At 67.6% G+C, this 26130-nt stretch carries 24 protein-coding genes; 18 read left to right on the top strand and 6 right to left on the bottom strand.

All coding sequences use genetic code 11. The features are described 5' to 3' along the window. Positions 1-33 precede the first annotated feature (33 nt). The 4 genes from VKZ50_19820 to VKZ50_19805 all read right to left on the bottom strand — a co-directional run bounded on the left by VKZ50_19820 (position 34) and on the right by VKZ50_19805 (position 4859). A complete protein-coding gene (locus tag VKZ50_19820; protein HLJ61981.1) occupies positions 34-906 on the bottom strand; it encodes a glycosyltransferase family 2 protein in 873 nt (290 codons plus the stop codon). Further along, a complete protein-coding gene (locus VKZ50_19815) occupies positions 903-1907 on the bottom strand; it encodes a glycosyltransferase family 4 protein (protein ID HLJ61980.1) in 1005 nt (334 codons plus the stop codon). Before VKZ50_19815 ends, VKZ50_19820 begins: the two co-directional genes overlap by 4 nt. A gap of 125 nt (positions 1908-2032) precedes the next feature. After that, the gene (locus VKZ50_19810) at positions 2033-3502 is read right to left on the bottom strand and encodes an oligosaccharide flippase family protein (GenBank protein ID HLJ61979.1); all 1470 of its coding nucleotides are present in this window, start codon (positions 3500-3502) and stop codon (positions 2033-2035) included. Positions 3503-3959: 457 nt separating this feature from the next. Then, entirely contained in the window at positions 3960-4859 is a 900-nt protein-coding gene (locus tag VKZ50_19805; protein HLJ61978.1) for a methyltransferase domain-containing protein, read from the bottom strand. A 109-nt stretch (positions 4860-4968) separates the two neighbouring features. Here VKZ50_19805 and VKZ50_19800 point away from each other — a divergent pair, with 109 nt between their 5' ends. The 15 genes from VKZ50_19800 (at position 4969) to VKZ50_19730 (ending at position 19841) form a co-directional block, all read left to right on the top strand. Next, on the top strand, positions 4969-6288 hold the full coding sequence (locus VKZ50_19800; GenBank protein HLJ61977.1) for a glycosyltransferase family 4 protein: 1320 nt from the start codon (positions 4969-4971) through the stop codon (positions 6286-6288). Then, positions 6285-7178, top strand: a complete 894-nt coding sequence (locus VKZ50_19795) for a WecB/TagA/CpsF family glycosyltransferase (GenBank protein ID HLJ61976.1) — start codon at positions 6285-6287, stop codon at positions 7176-7178. Before VKZ50_19800 ends, VKZ50_19795 begins: the two co-directional genes overlap by 4 nt. After that, positions 7175-8641 (top strand): exopolysaccharide biosynthesis polyprenyl glycosylphosphotransferase, encoded by a 1467-nt coding sequence (locus VKZ50_19790; GenBank protein HLJ61975.1) that lies wholly within the window; start codon positions 7175-7177, stop codon positions 8639-8641. The genes VKZ50_19795 and VKZ50_19790 overlap by 4 nt, the downstream gene beginning before the upstream one ends. Continuing rightward, on the top strand, positions 8638-9087 hold the full coding sequence (locus VKZ50_19785) for a type II secretion system protein (GenBank protein HLJ61974.1): 450 nt from the start codon (positions 8638-8640) through the stop codon (positions 9085-9087). Before VKZ50_19790 ends, VKZ50_19785 begins: the two co-directional genes overlap by 4 nt. Then, on the top strand, positions 9084-9629 hold the full coding sequence (locus tag VKZ50_19780) for a prepilin-type N-terminal cleavage/methylation domain-containing protein (GenBank protein ID HLJ61973.1): 546 nt from the start codon (positions 9084-9086) through the stop codon (positions 9627-9629). Before VKZ50_19785 ends, VKZ50_19780 begins: the two co-directional genes overlap by 4 nt. A 34-nt stretch (positions 9630-9663) precedes the next feature. Next, positions 9664-11829 carry a DUF4900 domain-containing protein gene (locus VKZ50_19775; GenBank protein ID HLJ61972.1) on the top strand — a complete coding sequence of 722 codons (2166 nt, stop codon included), beginning with the start codon at positions 9664-9666 and terminating at the stop codon, positions 11827-11829. Positions 11830-11848: 19 nt separating this feature from the next. Next, positions 11849-12427, top strand: coding sequence for a prepilin-type N-terminal cleavage/methylation domain-containing protein (locus VKZ50_19770; protein HLJ61971.1), 579 nt, complete (start codon positions 11849-11851; stop codon positions 12425-12427). Between the two features lie 276 nt (positions 12428-12703). Beyond that, positions 12704-13801, top strand: coding sequence for a type IV pilus assembly protein PilM (gene pilM, locus VKZ50_19765; GenBank protein ID HLJ61970.1), 1098 nt, complete (start codon positions 12704-12706; stop codon positions 13799-13801). Next, positions 13798-14376 (top strand): PilN domain-containing protein, encoded by a 579-nt coding sequence (locus VKZ50_19760; protein HLJ61969.1) that lies wholly within the window; start codon positions 13798-13800, stop codon positions 14374-14376. The genes pilM and VKZ50_19760 overlap by 4 nt, the downstream gene beginning before the upstream one ends. Next, the gene (gene pilO, locus VKZ50_19755; protein HLJ61968.1) at positions 14373-15089 is read left to right on the top strand and encodes a type 4a pilus biogenesis protein PilO; all 717 of its coding nucleotides are present in this window, start codon (positions 14373-14375) and stop codon (positions 15087-15089) included. The genes VKZ50_19760 and pilO overlap by 4 nt, the downstream gene beginning before the upstream one ends. Then, positions 15086-15715 (top strand): hypothetical protein, encoded by a 630-nt coding sequence (locus VKZ50_19750; GenBank protein ID HLJ61967.1) that lies wholly within the window; start codon positions 15086-15088, stop codon positions 15713-15715. The genes pilO and VKZ50_19750 overlap by 4 nt, the downstream gene beginning before the upstream one ends. Before the next feature lie 2 nt (positions 15716-15717). Beyond that, on the top strand, positions 15718-17517 hold the full coding sequence (locus VKZ50_19745; GenBank protein ID HLJ61966.1) for a secretin and TonB N-terminal domain-containing protein: 1800 nt from the start codon (positions 15718-15720) through the stop codon (positions 17515-17517). Further along, on the top strand, positions 17514-18188 hold the full coding sequence (locus VKZ50_19740; protein ID HLJ61965.1) for a tetratricopeptide repeat protein: 675 nt from the start codon (positions 17514-17516) through the stop codon (positions 18186-18188). The genes VKZ50_19745 and VKZ50_19740 overlap by 4 nt, the downstream gene beginning before the upstream one ends. 68 nt (positions 18189-18256) lie before the next feature. Next, positions 18257-19033 (top strand): prepilin peptidase, encoded by a 777-nt coding sequence (locus tag VKZ50_19735; GenBank protein HLJ61964.1) that lies wholly within the window; start codon positions 18257-18259, stop codon positions 19031-19033. Position 19034: 1 nt separating this feature from the next. Continuing rightward, a complete protein-coding gene (locus VKZ50_19730; protein ID HLJ61963.1) occupies positions 19035-19841 on the top strand; it encodes a lytic transglycosylase domain-containing protein in 807 nt (268 codons plus the stop codon). A 68-nt stretch (positions 19842-19909) separates the two neighbouring features. Here VKZ50_19730 and VKZ50_19725 read toward each other — a convergent pair whose 3' ends face one another. Further along, entirely contained in the window at positions 19910-20248 is a 339-nt protein-coding gene (locus VKZ50_19725) for a DUF4260 domain-containing protein (GenBank protein HLJ61962.1), read from the bottom strand. A 420-nt stretch (positions 20249-20668) separates the two neighbouring features. Here VKZ50_19725 and VKZ50_19720 point away from each other — a divergent pair, with 420 nt between their 5' ends. Beyond that, positions 20669-21169, top strand: coding sequence for a hypothetical protein (locus tag VKZ50_19720; protein ID HLJ61961.1), 501 nt, complete (start codon positions 20669-20671; stop codon positions 21167-21169). Between the two features lie 100 nt (positions 21170-21269). On the opposite strand, the gene VKZ50_19715 is transcribed toward VKZ50_19720, so the two are convergent. Continuing rightward, positions 21270-22355 carry a membrane dipeptidase gene (locus VKZ50_19715; protein ID HLJ61960.1) on the bottom strand — a complete coding sequence of 362 codons (1086 nt, stop codon included), beginning with the start codon at positions 22353-22355 and terminating at the stop codon, positions 21270-21272. A gap of 141 nt (positions 22356-22496) precedes the next feature. Here VKZ50_19715 and VKZ50_19710 point away from each other — a divergent pair, with 141 nt between their 5' ends. Together VKZ50_19710 and VKZ50_19705 are read left to right on the top strand one after the other, a co-directional pair. Beyond that, positions 22497-23204: a response regulator gene (locus VKZ50_19710; protein ID HLJ61959.1), complete on the top strand. Its 708-nt coding sequence runs from the start codon at positions 22497-22499 to the stop codon at positions 23202-23204. Between the two features lie 33 nt (positions 23205-23237). Beyond that, complete coding sequence (locus VKZ50_19705) at positions 23238-25943, top strand: sensor histidine kinase KdpD (protein HLJ61958.1); 2706 nt, start codon at positions 23238-23240, stop codon at positions 25941-25943. The last annotated feature ends 187 nt before the right edge of the window (positions 25944-26130 follow it).

Here is a 26130-nt window from a genome sequence, read left to right as displayed (position 1 = left end):
TGTCCACGAACGGACGCAGGACCGTGTGCCGTGCTACGGTGATCGGTGCTGACGATTCGAACCGCGCAGCGGATGTCCGCGAAGGCCGTGCCACACCGCGTGCACGCGTTCCCAATCCCCTTGCCAGACGCGCTTCAAGATCTTGCTGCCTGCGCCGATCGTGATGGGTACGACGGCGAGCGGGGCGTACCGACGGAAAAAACGTACCGCTGAGGCGCTGAAGTACGCGTCCAACACCGCGCTGTTCTTGCCGGTGCTGGCAGATTCTTTGTGCCATACGCGGGCGTGCTCCGCGACGGCGAGGCGGTAACCCGAGCGACGCAGGCGGAACGCGAAGTCGGTGTCCTCCCAGTACATGAAAAAGCCGTCATCGAGCGCGCCAATGCGTCGGAAGACGTCGGCCCGAACGACCATGCTCGCCCCGCTCAGGTAGTCGAGACGCCCCGCCGGAGTCGGCGCGGCGCAATAGCGTGAGCGCCCAAGCCACATATTCACGTGGCCACCGCCCCACGCTTGGATCCGGTCCGGGCTTGTCATGTCGAGCAGCACGACGCCGACGGCGCCGACGTGGGCGTCGGCTTCCGCGACAGCGACCATGGCGGTCAGGGCATTCGGATCGACGACGGTGTCGTTGTTGAGGAGCCAGATGTAGGTCGCGCCGTCGGACAGCGCGTGGCGAATGCCGACATTGTTGCCTCCCGCAAATCCCAAGTTGCATCCTGTCTCAAGCAGCGTCACGCTGGCGTGCGCCGCGCGAATGCGGGCGACCGAGTCGTCGCCGGAACCGTTATCGACGACCACAATCTTGTATCGCGGGTAGTTCAATTTCCCGAGCGACGCAAGACACGCCAGCGTGTCGCGCCAGCCGCGCCAGTTGACGATCACGACGTACACTAGTGGCGTCACGACCGCCTAGGTCCGAGGGCCGCTCGGACCGCATGTTCGAAGGCATCTGCGGCGCGTTCCCATGTAAACCGTCGGATGAACGCATGCCCGGCGCCGGCAAGCTGCAGGCGAAGGGCATCGTCGCGGATCATGCGCACGAGCGCGCGTGCCAACGCGGGCGGGTCTTTCGCGGGCGCCAGGAGGGCAGTCTTGTCGGGAATCGCGTACTCGCGGTGGCCGCCGATGTCAGTGGCGACGACAGCGGATCCACAAATCATGGCTTCTCCAGGCGGCGCGGCGCACCCCTCGGACCAACTCGGCGCGAGAAAGACCGCGGCGCCGTTGTAGAGTTGCCGAAGCACCCCTTGCTCCGGCATCCGGCGGTACTCGATCCAGCCGGGGAGATCGCGTGGCCGTTCGGGGATCCCGAACAGCGTCGCGTGAAGCGCCGGGCGCTCGATCTTGGCCAAGCGGAGCGCCTGCAGTCCGTCGCACGAGCCCTTCCACTCTGCGGTATGGTACAGCATCAATGCAGTGTCGGGGTCCCGCAGTTCAGGCGGGCGGTCCAATCCGAAAGTTGCAAAATCGAGTCCATTTGGGACGTAGTCGGCGGCCTCCCCAAGCGTGGCAGCGAAGTTATGTAACCATTCGGCGATCACGATCTTGCGGAGTGGTAGCCGCCACGTGGCGAGGACACGGTCCGCCGGCCCGGACCAACTCTCGAGGTGTTGTATGAGATAGAGTTTCTTGCCCTTGACCGGAGGATATGTCGCGATCCACTCGGCGGTTTGCCAGGCCGTGGCCACCACGACGTCCGCGTCGGGCACGTATCGAGCCGCGGGGGACGGCACCCATGCGATGGAGACCCGCGGGTTGAGCGTAAACCACGCATCGGGGCGGTATCCCCCCAACAGCCGTCGGCGGAGATACCGTGCCGTGAGCATTGGCATCCGCATCAAGGGGGTATCGGACTCGACGCCGGCAGCATGCACGACCGTGACGCCGTAGCCTCGCTCGCTCAAGCGGTTTGCGTACTCATAGACGACTTTGAATCCGCCAATCGGCGTCCGTCCGGGCCCGGGGAGAACGAAGGAAATGGACGGTTGCGATCCGATTGGTCGAGATGCGTCCTCGTGGCGCGCGCTCATCAGAATGCTGGGGACCAGATGCTACGTTTCCACGACAACCACGCCCGGCCGAGTTCGCGCCGGTACGCGCCGGCGAGTCCTGCTCCGTAGACCGTCAGGCCGCAGGCGAAATAGACGACGAGGTCCGTCAACCGGGTGATCGGACGGAAATGTTGGGCCCCGAACAGGAGCAGTCCGACGATCGCAGCCCAGATCCAAGGCGGGACGACGACGGGCAGGATGCGAAACGGGACGCGCGCTTGCGCAGCGCGGAAGAACAATAGGGTGGGTACCTGCACGGCGAGGTCCGCCCAGGCGATGCCCACCGCGCCGAATCTCCAACTCAGCGGCACGCCCGCCGCCCACATCGTGGCCGCGCAGATCGCCGCGAATGCGAACGTCGTGCGCGACCTGCCGAGCGCATTGAGGAGGCCGAGCACCGGCGTGGCGGTGGCGATGGAGAGATTCGCAACCCACAGAATATAGAAGAGGGGGAGGGCGCCGAGCCATTGGTCGCCGAACACAAGATGGGTGATCGGGGTGATGAAGGCGAGCGTCAACACGGCCAGCGGTGCGACCAAGGCGTTTGTCGCCCAGATCGTTTGCTCGACGTAGCGCGCCAGCCCGGGGGCGGTCTGCAGCCGCGCAAACACCGGAAGGTACATCCGCTGAAGCGCGAACAAGGCGAGGACCGGGTACGTGGAGACGAACGAAGCCCAACTGATATAGCCTACGCTTTGGGTCCCAAGCAGAAGACCGATGAACACCGGGGTGACGCTGTCCTTCATCAGGGACACCGCCGCGATTCCTTGGTACGGCAGTCCAAAGGACAGATGGGTTCGCACGCGTGCCCAATCCCAGCGCAGTGCGGGGCGCCATGGATTGACCAGGTTGATCATGGCCGCCCCCATCGCCGAGCGCACGACGAGCGCCACCGCGAGAGAGAGGGCGCCCCATCCACGCAGGGCAAGCAGCACCGCCACGGCATTGTACACCAGCGCCTGGGCGACCTCGACCACGGCCAATCGTCCGAAGTCGAGGTGGCGTTCCAAACGCACCTGCGGGACGACCATGAGGGATGTGAGCGCGAAGGCCAGTGCGGCGAGCCGGAAGAGCCACGCGTTCTCGGGAGGGAGATGGTACGTACGTGCGATGTTGGGGGCGATTACGACGACTGCGGCGGCAATGACCAAGACCACCAGTTCCTGAACGGTGAAGAGCGCACGATAGTCATCTTCCACCGGTTCAGCGGGCTCCCGGATGAGGCTCGCAGCAAACCCGGTCCCTCCAAACGATGTGAGGAAGCTGATCCCGAACGTGAGCACGGCCACCAAGCCGAATTGCGTTGGGGAGAGCACGCGCGCCAGGAGGATGCTGCCGGCCGCGTTCGCGCCTTGCGTGATTACCTGCCGGATCCCGAGCGCGACCGCACCCCGCAGCGACTTGCGGGCAACGTCGGCCGGCGAATAGCTTATCGCTCGGTGCGCCATCCTCTTAGCAGGTCCCGCGCGTGGCGTGCTCGCTGCCACTACGCTCTGTGATCGGCATCCCATTGGATCGTCTGGGCCTGCGGGACGGGGTGGGTGAACCGTGCCCCCGAGCGCGCCCGGTCCCACAGGGCATTGCGGATCTCGTTGCCAGTCGCGGGACCGATGGCGACGCTGACGTCTCTCACGCCGGCGTCGATTGGACTCGGTGGCGTTGCAAACGTGCACGTTCGCGGGCCCAGCCGGCTGCCCCGTCCTCTAGACAAGATCAGACTCGGTGTGGTCTCCATGCAGCTCCTCCATAGCGTGGAGTCGCCGTCCCGTCCCGCCGGGGCAAGGCGCGATGCCGCCACGCAGCCCACGAACGCCGCTACCAAGACACTTCATTCCCCGTCTTTGCATTGTCGAGACCCGCACAGATCATCCGCGGCCTACCCGGTTCTCGCGCCTCCCCAACGCGCTATGGTGCCCTGACGACGAGATGGAACCCTCTGTCCGGATCCGCCTCGTGGTCCGGGTCATCGGTCCTCGGGTTCGCCGACCCCCTCACATAGTCTCGATGGGCGAACACGTCAAAGACGCGTTCGAACCCCGCGCGTTCGAACTGTTCGACCCACCATGTCCTGGGCTCGACCGTAACATGCCACACTGTACCGGTCTCCATGTCCACGTGCGGCACGGTGGCGACCGAGGCGACAAACAGGCCACGATCACCGAGGTTGTGGCGGAGGTTTTCAAAGAACCGCGGCAGCGATTCTCGCGGAAGATGCTCGAGCACTTCCCAGGCGGTGATGAGGTCGAACCTGCGTCGCGCACCCTCTCCGTTGACGAAATGGAACGGTTCGGTCACGTCCGCGGTGAACAAATTATCGGGGATTACGCGCCACAGGGCTCGTTGGTTGACGAGCGGGTAGTCGCTGCCCTCGATGCCGTAGGACTGGTGTCCCGCGATGAGGAAATCCCACACCAGCCCCCCTCCGGCACATCCCAAATCGAGATGAAAGATCTTCTTGCCAAAGAACTTACCGCACGCAACGACGAAACGAGGATGCCGGGTACTATCGTGCTTCGCACCGTGTGGAACGAGGTGGTCGGCACTATGTATCGCGACAGGATGATCGGTTACAATCTGGAGCCTCACGAGACCTTCGGGGTCGAGCGGCCGGAGGGAGAGTCGCAGCAGATCGACTAGGTAGTCTTCAACCGCGATGATCCGATACCGATCCGCCGCATCCCGCGCCGCCTGCAGGTTTCTGATCGTTGACGTCCGGACCAGGCGGACGCCAGCGACGCCCAGCGCCCGATTGATGGCTCTGGACAGCCGCCGCGCGACGCCAAACTTGGCAGGATGCTGTGGCATGGGCCCTCCGTCTCACTGGAGCGTTAGACTTCTCCGCACATTCTCTCTCCGCGGATCAAGTCCTATGCTCGGGATGTTGCGCTGGTCGATGGCGAGGTGCGCCACATCCGTGACCCGTCTGGAGTTTGCGCTGTTGTGGGCATATGCTCTGTCGGAGATGCTGCTGACGTGTGTCGTTGCCTCGCGAGGATGCACACGCAACCAACCCATGCGAACCCTACTGGTCACCCACCTCATCCCGTACCCTCCCGACACGGGAGGCAAGGCGGTTGCGTGGGACACATTGCGGAGTCTGGCGCGCCTGGGATCCGTTGACCTGTGCGCGTTCGTACCTCCGTGGACCCGGGTCGACGGGATGGAGCACGTATCCCAAGTCGCCGGGCGGGTGGTGACGCTGCCGCTCCGCCGCCGGTCACCTCGGGTGTTCTTCCTGCCGTTGTGCGCGGCCCGCGGCGTGCCGTACTACATCCTGCGGGACTACTCGGACGCGATGCGGCGGCGCATTCGGGAGATGGCGCCCGCGTATGACGTGATCGTGGCCGACTCATTGTACACGGCCCCATACGTCGCGGATCTGGATCGGCCTCGCATCTTGCAGGAGCACAACGTGGAGAGCCATCTCGTGGAGGCGTTTCTCTCCCGCCGGGGCCCGCTGGCGTCGGGGGCGGGGCAGTTCGAGCTGCGGCACCTCCGTGCGTTCGAACGGGACAGTTGCAACGTGTTCGACGCCATCGTGGCGTTGTCGGACCTAGATCGCCGGCGGCTTGAGGCGCTTGGGGTGCGTGGCCCGATCACCGTTGCGCCGCCGGCGGTGGACCCGGTTGAGGCCACACCGGACGGTCCTGAGCGCCGGAACGTGGTCTATCTGGGGACGCACCACTGGCCGCCGATCGCCGACGGGTTGCGCTGGTACCTCCGCGAGGTGCACCCACATGTCTCTCCGCACCTGCAACACGCGCAGGTTGTGTTTGCCGGACCGCGACCGCCGCATGACGTCCAGAGTGCAGCGGAGCGAGGCGGCATCCGGGTGTTGGGGTATGTGGAGAACACCGACTCGATCTACCACAGCGCTGCGGTCTTCATGGTACCGCTCCGCATCGGGGGAGGGGTGCGTCTGAAGATCCTGCATGCGCTCGCGCGCGGGCTCGCGGTGGTCTCGACGACGGCGGGGTGCGAGGGCCTTGACTTGGTGCCCGACCGACATCTGCTCGTCGCGGACGACCCGCGCGAGTTCGCGGCGGCGGTCCTTCGCGTGCTTCGCGATCCGGAACTTCGACGACGGCTGGGAGCCGAGGGGCGGGCCCACGTCCTCGATCGGTTCTCCGTCGAAAGAAGGGACGCCACGCTCGCGGCGCTCGCCGAGAAGGTGTCGGGAAAGAGCCGCGTCACTCGACCCATTCCTCGACCGTCGCGACGCGGACAGCCATGACGCGACGTTCCGCGGACCTGCCCAACGACGACTGGCACCGAATCGAGGAGCGCCGTCCCACAGGGGCAACGGCGAGGAGGGAGCCCGAGACGGGAGCCTCAGGGGCGGAGGACGACGACTGGGCGCCGGTCGTGCCCCTACTGGGGATGCAGCTCCACGACGTGGATCTCGATGGTGCAGTCGCGGCGATCTTCCGGGCGATCGACGGAGGCCGCCGCGGGTATGTCGTCACGCCCAATGCGCAGCACGTGGTGCTGTTCCGCCGGGACCCTGTCTTCCGCGCGTCGTGCGAAGGAGCGGCGCTTCGGCTGGCAGATGGCATGTCCCTTGTCTGGGCGTCCCGCTTCTTCGGTCGCCCGCTGCCGGCGCGGGTCGCCGGCTCTGACCTCCTCCCGGCGGTGTGCCGAGTCGCGGCGGCTCGCGGGAAGACCATTTTCTTGTGTGGCGGACGGTCAGGGGTGGCGCAGCAGGCCGCTGAAGCCCTCACGCGGAGGTATCCCGGGCTGCGGGTTGCCGGCACTTTTACGCCCGCGGAGCGATTCCACTGGGTGGGGGAAGCCGGGGACGACGCTGTGCGAGCGGTGCGGGATGCTCGACCGGACGTGTTGTTTGTCGGCCTCGGCGCGCCGACCCAGGAGGCATGGGTCCATGAGCATTGGGACCAACTCCACGTGCCTGTCGCGGTCTGCTGCGGGGCGGCCCTCGACTACGCCGCGGGCACGAGACGGCGCGCCCCGGGGTGGATGCGGCGCGCCGGTCTGGAGTGGTTCTGGCGGTTGGCGGGCGAGCCGCGCCGCCTGTGGCGGCGATATTTGGTCCTGAACGTCGTCTTTTTGGGCATATGCTTCACGGAATGGTGTCGGGTGCGCTTCCGACCAGGGGGACGATGAGAGAGTTCGTCGTTGCGGTGCCGAGGCAACGGGTCGTGTCCCGCGCGGCGGCGCGGGCAGTATCGGCGGTGTCTCTTGCCGCCTGCGACCTCGCCGCGCTAGCGCTGGCGCTCGCCGCCGCGGTGGCGGTACGCGCCGAGATCCTTCCGGTGATCTCGCCGGCGTTTGCCCGCCCAACGTACCCGCTCGTGCACTATCTTGCTCTCTGGTGGGTCCCGGTCGCGTATCTCGGCTGCCTGGCGTACGCCGGGCTGTACACGCGCCGGGACCCCTACTGGGAGGAAGTGCGGCGCTGCCTCCTCGGCGCGTCCGCGAGCGGGCTCGTCATCCTCGCGGTGCTCTCCGCGGCCAAGATCAGCGACGACATGTCGCGGCCGGTTGTGGTGCTGGCGTGGGCGGGGCTGCTCGTGGTCCTGCCGTTGCTCCGGCTGGCGACGAAGGAAGCGCTGGTCGCGCTTGGCCCGTGGCGCAAGCGGGCGTTGCTCCTCGGGTGCGGGCCTGTGGCGGACGCCGTCGTTGCGGCGCTGCGTCGGCACAAGACCCTCGGGTACGAGGTCGTCGAGGTCCTGACCGACCCGGCCGCGGTCCCGCGCCGCGCGGTCGCGCTGGACGCCCGAGAGATCATCGTGACGACGTCGGCGCTGGGGCGGGCGGAACTCCTGACGCTGGTCGAGCGCGTTCGTCCGGTCGCCGAGAACGTCCTGATCGCGCCGGATCTGTGGGAGGTGCCCGTGCTGGGGGTGGAGGTGCTGGGGTTCGTGGAGGACCGCGCCCTGCTGCTCCGGGTGCCCAACAATCTGTTGAAGCCCTGGAACCTGGCCGTGAAGCGGTGGTTCGACCTGTGTGTGGGGACCGCGCTTGCCGTGCTGTGCCTCCCCGTCGTGGCTGCGGCGGCGACAGCGATCCGGATCGGCTCCGCGGGCCCCGCGTTTCACGTCGAGCCCAGGATCGGGCGGGGTCAGGGGCGGTTTGCGTGCTACAAGCTGCGGACGATGTACGTGGATGCGGACCAGCGGCTCGAGGCGCACTTGGCGCGGCACGGGGGGGCCGCAGCCGAGTGGGCCCGTTATCGGAAGCTCCGGGGGGACGATCCGCGGGTGACCCCGGTCGGCCGCGTGCTCCGCCGGTACGGTCTCGACGAAGTCCCGCAACTGTGGAACGTGTTACGGGGCGACATGAGTCTCGTCGGGCCGCGGCCGTATCTGCCGCGGGAGATGACGCTCGTGGATGAGGATGGTATGCTTGATGTTCGTCCAGGGCTCACCGGGTTGTGGCAGGTCAGCGGGAAGAACGCGCTGCCGTTCCGGGAGCGGACGCGGCTCGATCGTTGGTACGTGAACAACTGGTCACTCTGGTTGGATATGATCGTGCTGGCAAAGACGATGCCGGTCGTGCTGCGCGGTGAGACGCGGGCGGCGGCTGCATCCATCGACGAGGTCGCAGACGAGGTGAGCACGGCGTGAGGCGCTGGATTCCAAGATCGACAGTTGCTCGACAAGACGTCTCGCTGGCCGCGGAGGCGGCGGGCCGACCGCATCGTGCGGCCGGCGTCGAGGGCGGGTTCACCCTCATCGAGGTGATGGTGTCGCTCGCCATTCTCGCCGTGGTCCTCATCCCGCTGATGTCCGGGTTCGACTGGAGCATGGGGCAGACCTCCGTGACCAACCAACAGACCGCGGCGGCGAACCTCGCGCGGCAGGCCCTGGAGCAGGCGCGGGCGCAGGCGGCCGCCACCGGCGGGTATCCGGTCACCGCACAGGCCCGCGCCGCCGTGGCCGGCACCCCGTACCAGCTTCAGACGGCGGTGACGACGAACGCCACGATGAACTATCAGACGGTCACGGCGAGCGTGTATCTTGGCGCCAACGCGACGCCGCTGGCGACGTTGACGACGGTGGTCGGACAATGACCCGGCCCGTGGATCCCCACCGCTCGACGCGCGGGTTCACGCTTGTCGAGATGGTTGTGGCGATGGCCGTCTTCTCCATTACGGCCGGCGGCATCTGGGGGTTGCTTGCGACGCAGGCGCAGTCGTCTCGGCTGACCAACAACTTTCTGCAGGTGCAGCAGAACGCGCGCTACGCCATGGAACGGTTCGAAGAGGAGGGGCAGTGGGCCAGCGGCGTGTCCACCGCGAGCGGGGGCGCGACACCGTCGGTGACGTTCAGCATCCCGGCGAACAATCCGGTCAGCCCCGGGACGGCCTATACCGTTCAGTACGCGCTCACGGGGAGCAGCACGATCACGCGCGCCGTGAACGGCGGGACGGCCTCCGATGTCGCCGCGAACGTCACGGCGTTCACGCTAACCTACTACGACAACGCCGTTCCGGCCAATACCTTGGCCGTGGCAAACGCCGGCAACGCGTACCGCGTCACCGTGTCGATCACGGCGACGTTGGGCGCGCAGACCCGCACGTTCACGTCGGACGTGTTCTTCCGTAACAAGTAGGCGAGTCGGACTCTTGGGGGGAAGGTGCATAGGTATGACGGCAGCCGGACTGCGCGCGCGGTTCCGCCGGGCTCGACGGCAAGGTTCGGAGTCAGGCATCGCATTGATCACGGTGCTGTCGATCGTCTTTGTGATCTCGCTGCTCGCGGTCCTCGTGATGTACCTCACGGGGAAGGAGCTCATCTCCGGGCGGCAACAGCTGACCGCCACCGACGCATTCTACCTCGCCGACGGGGGCGCGACGGTCGCGCGCGAGTCGGTCTATCAGTTGGTGGAAAACCTCTCGACGAATGCCACCAAGGTGTCCGGCGGTTCGACCGCGCTGCAGACGGCGATGTCGACGATGTACGCCAACGGCAGTCCCGCCAGCGGGGAGACTCCGCTTGCGATCCTCAACTACGCGGGCTTCGCGAGCAGCACGAACGCGTGCTGCAACACGATCACCAACAACGCCTGGACAACCACCGGCGCCGTCCAGACGAGCGGCGCGAGCTACGCGGTCGTCGCCCAGGTCGCGAACTACCCGACGATGTACCTCGCGGCCTATACGACCGATCAGTTGCAGTCGCTGGGGGACGGCTCGTACGCGACCAAGGTCACGATCACTCCGCGGCTCGTAACCAACGCCAGCTACCCGGCCGGCACGTACATCGAACAGACGGGCCCAGCCACGGTCCCGACGTACACGTTCCACTTTACCTACACGATCCTGTCGCGCGGGGTGTCTTCGCAGGCGACCCGCCAGGTGCAGCTGAGCAAGAACTTCGACGTGGTGGTGACGCCCGGCAGCTTCGCCGACTATGCGTACTTCCTCAACTTCTTCGGGCAGGCGCCGACCTTCGGACAGTGTACGAGCGGCGGGTACTTCACGACGTCGAACTCGTTCAACGGACCGGTGCACACCAACGGGCGCATGCAGCTCGCGGGAGACCCGACATTCAACGGCTCGGTCGAGCAGGCAGACTACAGCTTCACGTACAGTAACGGTCAGTGCGTAGTGGGGACCCAGGCCGCCCAAGGGCTGGTGCACTTCTACAACAACGGCAACCCGCAGGACAAGAACTACTGGTGCTCGCCGCCGCCTCCGGGTGGCACGTGCAACGTGGACAACCCGACATACGCGCAGGGCGGGTCGGCGTTCAACCGGCTGGCGAGCCTGATCCCCATGCCCACGGACGCGTTCAGCCAGGTGCGCGCGGCGATCGGGGGGAACCCCAACACCGTGACCGCCGTGACCAACCAGGAGATCAACCAGGACCTGGGTCTGTGCAGCGGCAGTTGCAGCTCCAACCCCCCGCCGAACGGCACCTATCTCCCGTCGACGGGCTCCGGCAGCTCAAAGACGCTGACCGGGGGGATCTACATCCAGGACAACAATCTGACGGGGATGAGCTTCTCCTTGGACAGCAACGGCAATCAGGTCACCACGGTCACCCAATCGAACCCGTCCTCAGGCGTCAGGAATCTCGTGACCACGATCACGGTCAACCAGACCAGCAATCAGACGGTCGTCGCGACGAAGTCGACCGCGAACAGCGGGAGCGTCACCAACAACTCCACGACCTACGCGGGCCAGCCCAACGGCATGGTCTACACGAGCGGCAGCATCGCGGCACTCGGCGGACGCACGGAGAGCTCGTCGTCGTCGTGCCCGTCGGACAGCACCGACCTGGGCCAAAACAGCAACAACACCAACCTGGTCGGCTCGTGCATCAGCTCGAACACCGCGATGACGGTGGCCGCGGGCGGCGATATCAACATCAACGAGAACCTGCGCTACCAGACGGAGCCGACGTCGAGCGGCACGCAGCCCAACAACATCCTCGGCGTCTTCTCGGCCGGCGGGAACGTCAACATCAACCAGGCGCCGACGAACCTGGAGACCGACGCGTTCCTGATGTCGGCGACCGGGATGATCCAAGTCAACAACTACGACTCGATTTCCCCCGGCACGTGGACGCTGCTCGGCGGGAAGATCGCGAACTACGCCGGGTTCATCGGGACGTTCCGGAGCTGCACGAATCCCCCCAGCAACCTCTGTGCGGTGAGCGGATATTCGAACGCGATCACGTTCGACTCGCGCACGATCAACAACGGCATCGTGCCGCCGTTCTTCCCAGTCGCGGGGAACTACTCCGCGAACTTCCCCGGCCTGACCGATACGCCGGCCAGCCACGCGACGTGGCAGGAAGTGTTCTAAGGCGCGGGCGATGGGACGCATGAGTCGTGGCGCGGCGTGGACGCCGCGCACGCCCGGGAGCGCCCCTGCGGACGCCGGGCTCAGCCTGATCGAGCTCACGGTGGCGCTCGCCATCATGGCGCTTCTCATTATTATCGCGATCCCGTTGCTGTCGGGGTACCAGGCGTCCAGGAACCTCGATCTCGGGGGCCAGCAACTCGTGAGTGACCTCCGCGCCGCGGAGGATCGCGCGCGTACGCAACATTACCTGAGCCTGGTCTCGTTTACGGCGGCGAGCGGGGCGTACGCCGTTGAAGCGCTGTCGCCGACCGGGGGCGCCATCACGAACCGGTGCGCGCTCCCGGTCTCCGGCACGTGGTCGACGGCCGAGAACGACCTGCTGCCGTCCGGGGTGACGGTGAACAGCACGTCGCTCACGTCGAATCAGCTGTTGTTCTCGTGTCTCGGAATGCCCTTCAATAACACCGGTGCCACGGCGTACACGACGGACCAGACGGTCGTGATCAGCAACAGCGCCGGGTCGAGGACGATCACGGTGCGCGCCAGCGGTGAGGTGACGTGCCTCGTCACCGCCGGCGGGCAACCCTGCGCCTACTGATCACGGCCACCACACGCGCCCCGCGTCACGCATCTCGGCTTTGTCGTTCCTAGGGAGTTTTCGGATTTCTCCATAAGTGCGCAGAGATTCCCGTAAAAAGTTCGGCGGATATCGACCCAGTGTGTCGTCTATGTGTCCTCTCTTTTGGGCATCAGGTACTGTTGGCGGGACGTGCCAGAGGTGTGAGAACGCGTGTTCCACTCTGGACGCGCTCCGGCAGCGGCAAGAAGCAGTGATTCTGGGACCCGCGTGGGTCCGTCAGGGAGACAGGAGCCAATGGGTCTACACAGGCACCGGACATCGGTAGGGCTGGACCTCGGCAGTCATGCGCTGAAGGCCGTGGAGGTCGTGCCCGCCGACGGTAAGTTGAAGATCTCTCGCGTCGCGCTCGCGCCCACCCCGGCCGGGGCGGTGACGGAAGGGGTGGCGACCGATCCCGCGGTGCTGGCGCCCGCGATTCGCGCGCTGCTCGAGGAAGGCGGGATCCGCACGAAGCGGGTGGTCACGGCCGTCGGCGGCGAGGCGGTCATCATCCGAGAGCTCAAGCTCCCGGAGATGCCGCAGATCGAGCTGGAGCGCGCGGTCGCGTTCGAGGCCGAGCGGTACCTGCCGGCCGGCGTCCAGGACGTGAGCCGGGACTTCCAGGTGCTCGGTAAGAGCTTGGAGGAGAAACAGCTCGACATTCTCCTCGTCGCTGCGCGCAAGGAACTGGTCGATCGCCAGCTCGCGCCGCTGCGGGCAGTGGGCCTGTCGTCGTCGGTCATGGAGGTGACATCGTTCTCCATGGTGCGGGCGTTCGAGACAAACGGCTCGAACGGCTCCCACGACTCGGCCGAGCCGCACGGCGATGCGACGGTCTACGTTGATCTCGGCGCCGAGAGCTCGGACATCATCGTGATGGAGGGCGATCGTCTCCGTCTGGCCCGTAACATCCCGATCGGCGGGAACGCGGTCACCAAGGCGGTCGCGGAGGCGATGAGCATCGAGTTCGACGCCGCCCAGACGCTCAAGGAGCGGCAGGCGCAGATCTTGGTGGAGGGCCAGCGGGCGGAGGATATGGTGGTACAGCACGTGCACGAGGCCATGCTCCCGGTGATCACCAGCATCTTCACTGAGGTGCGCCGCTCCATGGACTTCTACACCGCCCGGTCGCGCGGACAGGCGATCGCCAAGGTCGTGCTGACCGGTGGGACGGCGAAGCTCACGAACCTCGCCCGGTACCTCGGCGACGAACTCGGCGTCCCCGTCGAAGTGGGCAACCCGTTTGAGACGCACCAGGTGGATGCGGCGCTCCCGCCGGACCGCCTGGCGGAGGTCGGGCCGATGATGGCGGTCGCCGTGGGGCTGGCCCTGAGAGGAGCGCGCGAACGATGATCACGATCAACCTACTGGCGTCCGAACGGCGGCGAGCCGGCCCGGCACCGGCGGGCGGCAAACTGTGGATTGGCGCGACAGTCGCGGTGGTCGGCATTCTCCTGGTGTGGAGCTTCCTATTGATTCACCGCAGCGGGCAGCTTCAAGCGCAGATCAACGACGTCGCACACCAGACCGATGCGCTCCGCCCGGTCGCGCTGCAGGTGCAACAGCTGTCACAGGAGGCGGCCGCGCTCCAGGGAGAGGAGGCGGTGGTTCGCCAGTTGCTCGCGTTCGAGATGCCGGCCGCCGAGTCGCTGCAGACCATCCAGGCGGTCATCCCATCGAACGTCTGGTTGACGTCGATGGCCACGTCGGGAGCGAACCTCGCGACCTTCGATGGCTACGCGTTCTCGTATCCGGAGGTGGCTCGGTTCATGGTCCAGCTCGGCGCGTCCGGGAGTTTCGAGAACGTCGATCTGAGCAGCACGAACGCAGATTCGATCGGTGATCGCAATGTCGTGCGGTTCGAGGTGGTCGGGACGCTGAGTGCGCATCCCGTCACGTCGCAGGCGCAGCAGGGGGTGACGCGGTGAAATCCCTTCAACCGCGTGAGCGGGCGCTACTGTGGGGTGTGGGGCTCCTCGTGCTCGTCGTCGTCTTCTACATGTTCGTGTACGTGCCCCGGGGCCAGGTCAACGCCGAGTTGGCCGCGCGCCTCGTGGCCAGCCGGGCGGATCTGACGCAACTACAGGGCCAGGCACAGCGGAAAGATGCGTTGCAGCAACAGATCGCCGAGATGCAGAGCAGCATTCAGGCCTTTCAGGGCAAGCTGCCCTCCGCCCGGGAGATCCCGACCCTGCTCCTGCAGCTCGACGCCCTCGCGCACCAGTCGGGCGTGGACCTGAGATCCATCAGGCCGAGCGCGCTCAAGCCGGCAGTGGCGCCGCAGCCGGGAGCGACGGGCACGCCAGTGCCCTCGATCACTGGGGAGGTCGGGGCCACGGTCCCGTCGACATCCGGGGGGGCCCAGCGGCCCGCCGCCCAGAATGCGCCCGCCGGGCAGAATGCGCCCGCACCGCTCGCCGGGTACCAGCAGTTCAGCGTGGACATCTCGGCCGAGGGAGACTTCGCGTCGCTGCTCAAGTTTGCGAAGGGGATCGAGGGCTTTCCCCGGTTTCTCGCAATCTCCGACCTCCGGCTGACGCCCGCGCAACCCCGCAAGGGGCAGGCGCCGTCGTCCACGCCGATCCTGTCGATGCAGATCTCGACCACGGCCTACGTCGCACCCGCGGGAGGGGCGCGATGACTGCGCGACAGTCCACGAAGTCACTCCCCTGGCTGATCGGGGTGCTTGTCGTCGCGGCGCTCGCCGCGCTGTACGTCAACGTACGCGGCGGGGGAACCGCGCACGTCTCGTCGCCGCGCCTCGTGTACACCGGTGCGGCGCATCCTGCGGCGTCGGCCACGGTCCAGACCGCGGCGTCGCAGCAGACGGTTGGGACGCCGCCAGCGGGCGGCGGACCGGCGCAGGGGACGACGGCGTCGTCGGCCGCCGTTTCCGCCACCCCGGCGATCCCGACCGGGCCCACCGGGCGCGCGGATCCGTTCGTGCCGCTCGCGGCCGAGCGACCCGCGGGATCCGCACCGCAGATCGGCACGTCGACGCCGGGTTCGGGTACCGGAGTCGGCCTGCCCTTGCCGCCCGGCGCCGGCGGCGCCGGCATGGCGCCGGCCTCACCCGGCGTGGGCATGACGGTGACGGGGATCGTCGGCAATCAGCCGCGCGTGGCGATCATTGAATCGGCCGGGCAGACGTTTGTTGTCGGCGTGGGGGAGAACGTGAACGGCGCGGTGGTCGTGTCGATTCAACCGGAGAAGGTTGTGCTGAAGCGAGATGGCGTGACGTTCGAGTTGCCACTGGGAGGTGTGTGATAGTGAGGACTCATTGTCGGCGGCTGTCGTTGCCCTTGGTCATCGGGGTCGCCGTCGCCCTAGCGTTCGCAGCATGGCCGGCCTCGCCGGCGCTCGCCGACTCGGCCCGAGTGACCGGTGTCACGCTGACCAGCACGCCCACCGACATCCTGGTGACGGCCGAGGTGTCCGGACCGGTACACTACCAGGTCGTGAACGGGGGCTCTGCCACCGCCGTGATCGACGTGCAGGGGGCGGTCCTCGGGATGCCGGGCGGCATTTTGCCGCTGGCGAAGGGGCCGGTGTGGCAGGTACGCATCGGTCAGTTCCAACCAGACGTCGTTCGCCTCGTGCTCGAGCTCGCACGTCCGACGAAGATCGCGGTCACGACCCCGGCAGACGGTGGCTCGATCGTGGTCGGCGTGCCGGTCGAGACCGTGACCGCGGGCCCGGCCGCGGCGCCCGCATCGGGCGCGACGCCCCCGGGTCCGATCACCGCCGCCGCGGCGGCCCAGGCCCAAGCCCAGGCCTCGCCGCAGACCATCAACCTGGAGCTGCACGACGCCGAGATCGCCGATGTGATTTCCGCGCTGGCAAAACTGACCGGGAAGAACATCGTCACGGACACCGACGTCAAGGGCAAGATCACGGTGCGGCTCGTGGGCGTTACGTTCGAACAGGCGATGCAGCTCATCCTGCAGCCCAACGGGCTCGGCTACACGACCGTGGGTAACAACATCATCGTCGAGAACCAGGCGAAGCTGGCGAAGCCGTTCATGCGCGCCTACCATTTGACGAACATCCTGGCGACGGACTTTGTCGCGAACATCCTCCCCGTCACCGGGATCAAGAAGGAGCAGACGTCCGTCGACGCGTCGAACAACACGGTCTACGTGGTGGCGACGGCCGAGGACCAGGCCAAGGTGCAGGCGCTCCTCGGCGGCGTGGACGTCGCGTCGGCGCGCACCGTGACCCAGGTCTTCAAGCTCGACTACATCGACGCCTCGACGTTCCTTGACCTCATGGGCTCGCAGTTGCCCGACGCCGTCATCAAGACTGCGAAGCTCGACAAGGCCAGCAACTCGGTGATCGTCACCGCGAGCGCGGCGCAGATCGCGCAGGTGGCGGCGCTCCAAAAGAGCACAGACCTGCCGCTGGCGCAGGTGCTGATCGAGGCGTCGGTGGTGGAGATCCCCACCAGCGAAACGAAGAACCTGGGCGTGCAGTGGGAGAATCCGATTCCGTTCAACCTGAACAGCACCGGCACGGACAACTCGACCGGCCGGCTGTCGTTCGGGTTCTCGACCACGGCTCCCGTGACGGCGCAGCTCAACCTGCTGATCTCGCAGAGCAAGGCCAAGCTGCTCGCGAACCCGCGGCTCGCGGTGCTCGACGGCCAGACCGCGTCCATGAACATCGGCAGCCAGATCCCGTTCCAGGTACTGAACTCCCAGGGGGTGCCGTCGGTCGTGATCATCAACGCCGGCGTGATCCTCAACATCACGCCGCGCGTGAACCGCGACGGTAACCTGACGGTGAACATGCACCCCGAGGTCAGCGCGATCGCGACGCCGCCCTCGAACGGCGTGCCGCCAACGATCACCACCCGCGAAGCCACGACGTCGCTGACGGTGAAGGACGGGACGTCGATCATCCTCGCCGGGTTGATCCAGAAGAACGACACGCGGACGACCGTGAAGGTGCCTCTGCTCGGGGATATCCCGATCGTAGGGTGGCTGTTCCGTGAGACGAACACCGATCACGAGGACAACGAAGTGATCTTCATCATCACCCCGCACATCCTGCCCAAGGTGGGCACATGAGGTCACCTGTCGGACAGGTTGTGGGGCTGTGCGTCGCCGCCGTGGTCGCGTTTGTGACCACGGCCGGCGCCGCCGTGCCTCCGTACGCGGACACTGTCATCCATCCGACGGAGGCCGAGTTCCAGCAGTCGATCGCCGTGTACCAGCAGGCCGTCGCCGCGTCCGATCAGGACGCGGACGCGTACTATTGGCTCGGGGTGGCGTACTGGCAGGCGTCCAGTCTCAACCGAAACGGGACGATCTCGTACGGCGCGGACTACCTGCAGCGCGCGATCGCCGCCCTGGAGCGCGCCGTGTCCTTGAACCCGAAGAACATCGGCGCCTGGCTGCTGCTGGAGGAGGCGTACTATACGGCCGGGGACGTGGACAAGTCGTTTGACGCCGGGGATCGGCTGAATGCGTTGAGCGTGGATCTTTCGCAATACACGGGCGCGATGCCGCCGGCGGCACCGCGGGGCGGACCGACCGTGGTGATCCCGCCCGCGCCGAGCACGCTGGCGCCGGCCAACCCGGCGTTCCGGGCGTCGGATTTCGTCTACGCCGGGGATACCGACACGAAGCAGCTGTACCCGCTGTCGTGCCACCTCCCGCCGATGCGGCATCTTGTCATCTTTCTCGACAAGTGGGATGCTGTCTCCCGAGGGTACACCCTGGTGCAACAGTGCCCGTGACCCGGCCGGCCGCTGCCTCGACGGGGCGCCGGATGCACGGGTCGGGCGGACGTGCCGCGGCCTAGACGATGATATCGTTCGGTCTCTGGATCTACGCCTTCTGCCTCGGGGCGATCGTCGGCAGCTTCGCGAGCGTGTGCATCAGCCGGATGCCCCGGCATGAGTCGATCGTGTGGCCCGGATCTCACTGTCCCGGGTGCGGCGCGCCCGTCCGCTGGTACGACAACATCCCGATCCTGAGCTTCCTCTTGTTGCGCGGCCGCTGCCGCCACTGCCGCGGCGCGATCGGGCGGCGATACCTGCTGCTCGAGGTGCTCATGGGCGTGGTGTTCGCGCAGACGGCGCTCCTGTTCGGCCCGGGGTTCGAGGCGCTCCGAGCGATGGTGCTGGAAACGCTCCTCGTCATCGTGTTCTTCATCGATCTCGATCACCGGATCATCCCGAACGCGATCACGTATCCCGGTATCGCCCTGGGGATCCTCGGCGCCGTTCCGGCGGGGTGGGGCGCCGTCGCCGGTTCGGTGCTTACGGCGGGCGCGCTCGGCGGGGGCCTCTTCCTGGTCACCGTGCTGGGCTCCATGATCGCCGGGGCGGAAGCGATGGGGCTCGGCGACGTCAAGCTGGCGGCGATGATCGGTGCCTTTCTCGGGTGGCCGATCGGGGCGCTCGCGATCCTGCTCGGCATCTTTGTGGGGGGCGTCGTCGGGGTCGTCCTGCTCGCCAGCCGAACAAAGGGGCGCCGCGACTACGTGCCGTTCGGGCCGATGCTCGCCGGCGGGGCGCTGCTCGCGTTGTGGTGGGGGCCCAGCCTCCTGCGCTGGTACGTGAGCCGTGTCGCCGGATAACGTGGGGAGAGGGCGCGGCATTGCCGCCGCCGTTGTGCTCGCCGCGCTTCTCGTGGCGGGCGCCGCTGCGCGGAGCGACGCGGCCGACATGTGGGCGCTGCTGGCCCGCGGGCAATCGCTCTACCAGAGCGGGCGCCTCGAAGAGGCGTGGACCGCGTTCGCCCAGGCGGCAAGCGAAGCGCCCGGGGCGGCGCGCCCGGCGCTCTGGCTCGGGGCGGTCGCGATGGCGCGCGGGGATCGTGCGGTCGCCCTGGCGTGGTTCAACGAGGCGCTCCGCCGACATCCGTCGTTGGCCGAGCAGAGTTGCGCGATCACCTGGCTCCGGCAGCTCGGCGTCGAAGTGGCGCGCCCGCGTTGGCACCTGCGCTCACCCGCAGAGTATGCCGTGTTCGTGCACGCCGTGAACCCGTCGCTGTCCGCGGCACAGTCGCAGTGGCTCGGCTCCACGCTGCTCAGCGCGGCGACGCGCTACGGCATCGATCCGCGCATCGTAGCCTCCGTCGTCTTCATCGAGAGTCGGTTCAACCACCAGTCCGTCTCGTCCGCCGGCGCTGAAGGCCTGGGCCAGCTCATGCCCGAGACCGCGGCCGGGTTGGGCGTCGACCCCCGCGACCCGCTGCAGAACCTGATGGGGACAGCGTGGCTGCTGCGGCTGGATGTCGACGAGTTCCACAGTCTTCCGCTTGCGCTGGCCGCGTACAACGCCGGCGGAGGGGCCGTGCGGCGTTGGGGCGGGATCCCTCCGTACGCAGAGACGCAGTGGTATGTGTGGGCGGTGCTGTGGGTGTACGACGGACTACGGGCGTAGCGGGGCGACCGCGGCGGCCCCACTCTGCTGCCTGACCCGGTTGGCTACAGCCGCTGCAGGTGCGTTTCCTAGAATCCGCTCGGGTATTTGAGACCAAAGCCAAGCAGTCGGTCGATTCCGATGTGCGCCGTCAGGATGAGCGCGCAGGACACCATGAGATCGCGGCCGGTCACGACACCCAGGCCGGCCACGGCACCGGCAAGGGCGTATGTATGGAACACGTTGTAGATGGCTGCCCCCACCCGCGGCCCCGCAAGGTAGCCGAGCATCGCCGCGTCGGGGACGAGGAACAGCGCGATAAAGAGCAACCAACCGTCCCCCTGCATCCCGTACGCCCACACCGCTAGCACAAGTGCGACAAGCCCCTCCAGACGGACGAGGACGTCGGGACCGAGCAGCCTTCCCATCTCAACCTCCCCCCGCGCTCAGAACGAGATCCTCGCGCCGTTCAACCGTCTCCGTTGGCTCCCCGGTTCTGTCAGCGCTCCGCGCTGGCGCGTGTCGAGACGGCGCATGCGCTGCCGTGGTGGTATGCGCACGGCCGTCCCGCAGCGGACTGTGGCGGGCGTGTACGCGCCTCCACCGCTTCTCGCCCAAACGCCGCGCAGCCTCTCCACAATCAGCGCGCCTTCCTCGCCGGTCGGCCGCAGGGACGTGACGGCGTCGCGTCCCCACGGGCAGTGGCGTTGCCAGGAGATCCGCGGGTTCGCTGCTAAACTACGCGTCGATATCGTTGCATTCCCTCGCAATTGGCAGACCGTCTATCTGCGCGTGTCTCACGTCGATGGTGCGGTGGGAGCGCGAGTGTCCAAGGAGGCCGACCAATCATGACAGATATCGAACAGGCGGCCGCCGGCTCCGGCCGGCGCGTTCTTCGCCACTGCGTGGCCACGTTGGCGTACCGGGCCGCAAAGGCCCTGCGCGGCGCGCCGGCCGACTTCGGGGAGTTCCGGATCTCGGACACGGCCCGGACCCCGGGGGAGATCCTCGCCCACATGGGCGACCTGCTCGATTGGGCGCTGTCGCTGGCGAAGGGGACGCAGGCGTGGCACAACTCCCATGTGTTGGCATGGCCCGAGCAAATCGAGCGCTTCTTCGTTTCGCTCCAAGCGTTCGACGCGTACCTTGCCTCGGATGCGCCCTTGCGTGCTCCGGTGGAGCGCCTCTTTCAGGGTCCCATCGCCGACGCGCTGACGCATGTCGGACAGATCGCGACCCGGCGGCGATTGGCCGGCGCTCCCGTGCGCGGGGAGAACTATTTCGTCGCCGAAATCACCGCGGGGCGGGTGGGGGTGGATCAAGCGCCGCCGAGGCGGGAGTTCGACTGACGCCTAAACGCCGCCGCGGCCGTTCCCGAGACTCGACCGACGCCCCACGGCTTCGCCGCCGACCGGCCCAAGCTGCAGCGTGCTATCGTCCCGGGACCCGTTACGGGTGCGCCCATTCGGCCCGCAGGAATCGGAGCCAGTTGCCGTGCATGATCGCGGCGATGTCCGCCGGCGGGTAGTGGCGCTCCTCGAGGAGGACGGCGATGTTCTGGAGATCCGCGATCGTGTCGAGGTCGTGCGGGGTGCCTTCGCGGCCAAAGCCTCCGTCGAGATCGGTGCCGATCGCGACGTGCCGGCAGTTGCCGGCGAGGTGGCAGACGTGGTCGATGTGGTCGACGACGTGACGCAGGGTGATGTGCTCGTTCGGGTCGCCGTGCCGCCAGCCGGGCATGATCATCCAGCAGTCCAGCGCGGCCCCGATCACCCCGTCGCGTTCGATGATGGCGCGGATCTGGTCGTCGGAGAACTGGCGCTGATGGGGCGCGAGCGCGCGGCAGTTGTTGTGACTGGCCATGACGCGGCCGTCCCATCGGTCAAGCGTCTGCCAAAACGCCTGGTCGGAGGAGTGCGTGAGGTCGAGGACGACGCGGAGCCGCTGCATCTGCGCCAGCAGCGCGACGCCGAGGTCGGAGAGCCCGTTTTCCGTGCCGGTGCCGCCCGCGTAGCGTCCGGGGCCGTAGTGCGTCAGGCCGATCATCCGCAGTCCCGCCGCGTGCCACGCGGCGAGATCGTCGGGGTCGAGAATGGGGTCGGCCCCTTCTAGACTGATCGCGAACCCGAGCGGGGGCGTGGGGGCCGGGCTGTCACTCGGGTGCGCGGCGTCCCAGGCTTCCCACTCCGCCACGTGGGCGTCGAGCCCGGCGGCGTCGCCGAGGATACGCACGTGTCCTTGTCGCTCAAGCGCGCGGTAGTAGGCGAGCTGGCCGTGCGCCGCGCCGTAGGCTTGGGCGGTCGTCGCGTAGTCGATGTGAGGGGCCGGCCTGCCCGTCGACCGCGCGATGAGCGTGGCGAAGCTGACCGCGACGCGCCCGCGCCGCATCTCGGGAAAGGCGACGGTGCCCTGGCCTCGGCCCTTGCCCGGCGTGTAGTTCTCTTGGGTCCGGATCGTCTGTACCGAGGCGAGCAGGTTGCGGTTCCATTGGAGCGCGTTCATCGACAGGTCGAGATGACTGTCCACGACCAGCACGTCGAGCCCTCCTCATGGGTCTGATACCGGGGGGTTCGACGCTGGCCGCGTCGCTCCTCGACCGTTTATGCTAGAGTTGAACCGGGTGGATAGTGACCCCCGGCGCGCCGTGCCGGGCGGGGGGCTCCCGGACGGAAGGAGATGAAGATCCGCGGTATGGGTGAGGACGGACCCCGCATTCTGGTGGTCGATGACGAGTTGGCGATCCGCCGGTTCCTGCGCGTGTCGCTGACCGCGCACGGCTACCGCGTGCTCGAGGCGGCGTCGGCGCAGGAGGGTGAAGAGGCCACGGCGGCGCAGCGGCCGGACCTGATCATTCTCGATCTCAGCCTGCCTGACACGGACGGCATCGAGGTGACCCGGCGGCTCCGGGAGTGGTCCGCAATTCCTATCGTGGTGCTGTCCGTGCGGGGGCAGGACGAGGACAAGATCGCGGCGTTGGACGCCGGGGCGGACGATTACCTCACCAAGCCCTTCAGCACCGGCGAGCTGCTGGCGCGCGTCCGCGTGGCCTTGCGGCACGCCGCCCGCCCGGCGGAAGAGCCCGTAATCGCGACGGGGGACCTCGTCGTGGACGTCGCGCATCGCGTCGTGACGGTGTCGGGGCGGGAGATCTCGCTCACGCCGATTGAGTATGTCCTGCTGAAGACGCTCGCGGTGCACGCCGGCAAGGTCCTGATCCACCGGCATCTTATGCGCGAAGTCTGGGGCCCCGGGTACGACCCCGACACGAATTTGCTGCGGGTGAACATCAGCAAGCTGCGTCACAAGGTCGAGCCGGATCCTGCGCGACCCCAGTACATCCTGACGGAACCCGGGGTCGGGTATCGGCTGCGCGCGGCAACGTGAGCGCCGCCGGATCTCGGAACGAGGCGAGTAGCCGTGCGGAGCGGTGAAGCCGAGCGGCCGCGTCCGGAAGCGTTCCTCCGCGAGGCCGAGACCGAGGAGCGCCGCCGGCAGCGGGGCAAGCTGAAGCTGTTCCTCGGGTACGCGGCCGGCGTCGGGAAGACGTACGCGATGCTGGAGGCCGCACGGGCGCAAGTGGCGCACGGGCGCCGCGTGCTCATCGCGTACGTGGAAACCCACGGCCGGGCGGAGACGGAGGCGCTGCTCACCGGGCTGCCCATGCTCCCGCGGCGCCGCGTGGAGTACCGGGGGGTCGCGCTCGAGGAGCTCGATCTCGACGGCGTGCTCGCCGCAGGCCCGGACCTCGCGATCATCGACGAGCTCGCCCACACGAACGCGCCGGGCTCCCGGCACCCCAAGCGGTGTCAGGACGTCGAGGAGGTGCTCGCGGCCGGGATCGACGTCTTCACCACTCTGAACGTCCAGCATATCGAGAGCCTCAACGACGTGGTCGCGCAGATCACGGGCATCACCGTACGGGAGACGATCCCCGACCGTATCGTGGAGACGGCCGACGAGGTGGAGCTGGTCGACGTCTCGCCCGATGAATTGATCGAGCGGTTACGCGAAGGCAAGGTGTACGTGCCGGGGCAGGCCGTCCAGGCGATTCAGAAGTTTTTCCGCCCCGGAAATCTGACGGCCCTGCGGGAGTTGGCGCTGCGCTACCTGGCCGGCCACGTGGACCAGGCGATGCGCGCGTACATGGGCGCGCACGCCATCCCCGGGCCCTGGCCCGCGGGCGAGCGGGTGCTCGTGTGCGTCAACGGGGAGCCGATCGGCGAGCGGCTCGTGCGTGCCGGCCGGCGACTGGCCGCCGGGCTCGATGCGGAATGGATCGTGCTCCACGTGGAGACGAGCAAGGAGAGCTCGCTGTCGGAGGCCGCGCTCGATCGGATCGCCCGCACACTTCGGCTCGGCGAGGAACTCGGGGCGCGGACCGTGACCCTGCCGGGCGTTGACCCCGCCGAAGAGATCATCCGGTACGCGCGCGCGCAGAACGTGACGAAGATCTTCGTGGGCGCCTCGCACCGGCCGCGCTGGGTCGAGTGGTTCCGGGAGTCGGTGGTCGACCGCGTCATGCGAGCCAGCGGCGCCATGGATGTCTACGTCGTGAGCAGCCCGGCCGAGGCGGGCCCGCTCCCCGCGGTGGCGCGGCCGGCACGGCGGTCACAGCCGCGCCGGCCCTACCTGTACAGCATCGCGATCGTCGCCGCGGTGACCGCGGTGAGCCTGCTCGTCCGCGGGCTCATCGACGCGGCGAATCTGACGATGCTGTATATGCTCGCCGTCGTGATCGTTGCGCTGCAGTGGGGACGGGGGCCGGCGGTGACCACCGCCACGCTCGGTGTCCTCGCGTACGACTTCTTCATCGCGCCCCCGCGCTTCTCGTTTCGAGCGTCCGACACGCAGTATCTGCTCACGTTTGCGGGCCTGCTCGTCGTCGGCCTGGTGATCAGCACGTTGGCGGGCCGCGCGCGGGAACAGGCGCAGGCCGTCAGGCGCCGCGAGGCGTACACGACGGTCTTGTACGCGCTCAGCAACGATCTCGCCGCCGCGCGAGACGTCGACCGGATCGTGGACGTCGTCCTTCGGCATCTGGCCGCGACGTTCGGGCGCGACGGCGCGGTCCTCCTGCCGGCCGGGGAGTCGCTCCGGCCGGCGCTGATGGCGCCGAAGTTTCCGCTCGACGAGAACGAACTGGCGGTGGCGACGTACGCGTTCCGGCACGGCGAGCCCGCCGGGTACGGCACCGACACGCTGCCGGGTGCGCGCGCGCGGTATCTGCCCCTCAAGACCGCCCAGGCCGTCGTCGGCGTGCTCGGGATCACGCGCCCGCCCGACGAGGGGGACCATCTTACGCAGGAGCAGCGGCGTCTGCTCCAGGCGTTCGCCAGTCAGGCCGCGCTCGCAATCGAGCGGGCCAACCTCGCGGACGTCTCGCGCCGCCTGGAGCTGTCGCGCGAAACGGAGAGGCTCCAGTCGGCCCTGCTGAACTCGATCTCGCACGATCTGCGCACGCCGCTCGCCTCGATCACGGGCGCGGTCAGCAGCCTCGTCGACGCAGACGCGGTGCTGGACGCCGAGACGCGGCGGGAGTTGCTGGAGACCGCGAAGGAGCAGGCGGACTACCTCAACCGGCTCGTCGGCAACCTGTTGGAGATGACGCGGCTCGGGGGAGGGGCCGTCAGGCTTCGGCTGGAGCGCGCGGACATCGAGGACCTGGTCGGTGCGGTCTTGACGCAGATGGGCGACGCGCTCACGGGACGCGAGATCAAGGTCGCGGTGGAACCCAACCTTCCCCAGATCCCGATGGACTTTGTGCTGATGATCCAGGCGTTGATCAACGTCCTCGACAACGCCCTGCGCTACACGCCGCCGACCACCGCCATCGACGTCCGCGCGTGGTGGGAGGACGGGCAGGTGTGCATCCAGGTTGCCGACCGCGGACCCGGTGTGCCGCACGACCAACTGAACCGCATCTTCGACAAGTTCCACCGCATCCGCCGGCCGGGCGACGCGGGCGGGGTCGGGCTCGGGTTGACGATCGCGGCGGGCATCGTGGAACTCCACGGGGGGCGCATCTGGGCGGAGAACCGGGGTGGGGGAGGGCTCGCGGTCACCGTGGCGCTGCCGCTGGGAGCGTCTCGGAGGCCGTCCGCGACGGAAGCCGCGGGCGCGTGAGCGCCCCCTAGGATGTACTGATTGGATGTAGTGTTGACACTTGGAAGGGTACCTCCCGTGACAGCAAGAGGGTCACAGTCCAACCTCCGAATACTCCAACCGAGACCTGGCGGGTTTCGGAAGGAGGGAGACGGACGTGACCCTCGAGGACAGCGTTCGCCATCATCGGCTCATGCTCATGCAACGC

The organism is bacterium (assembly GCA_035295165.1).
Taxonomy (GTDB): domain Bacteria; phylum Sysuimicrobiota; class Sysuimicrobiia; order Sysuimicrobiales; family Segetimicrobiaceae; genus JAJPIA01.
Note: the sequence above shows the minus strand (reverse complement) of the source record. Positions and strands in the feature narration are given on the sequence as shown.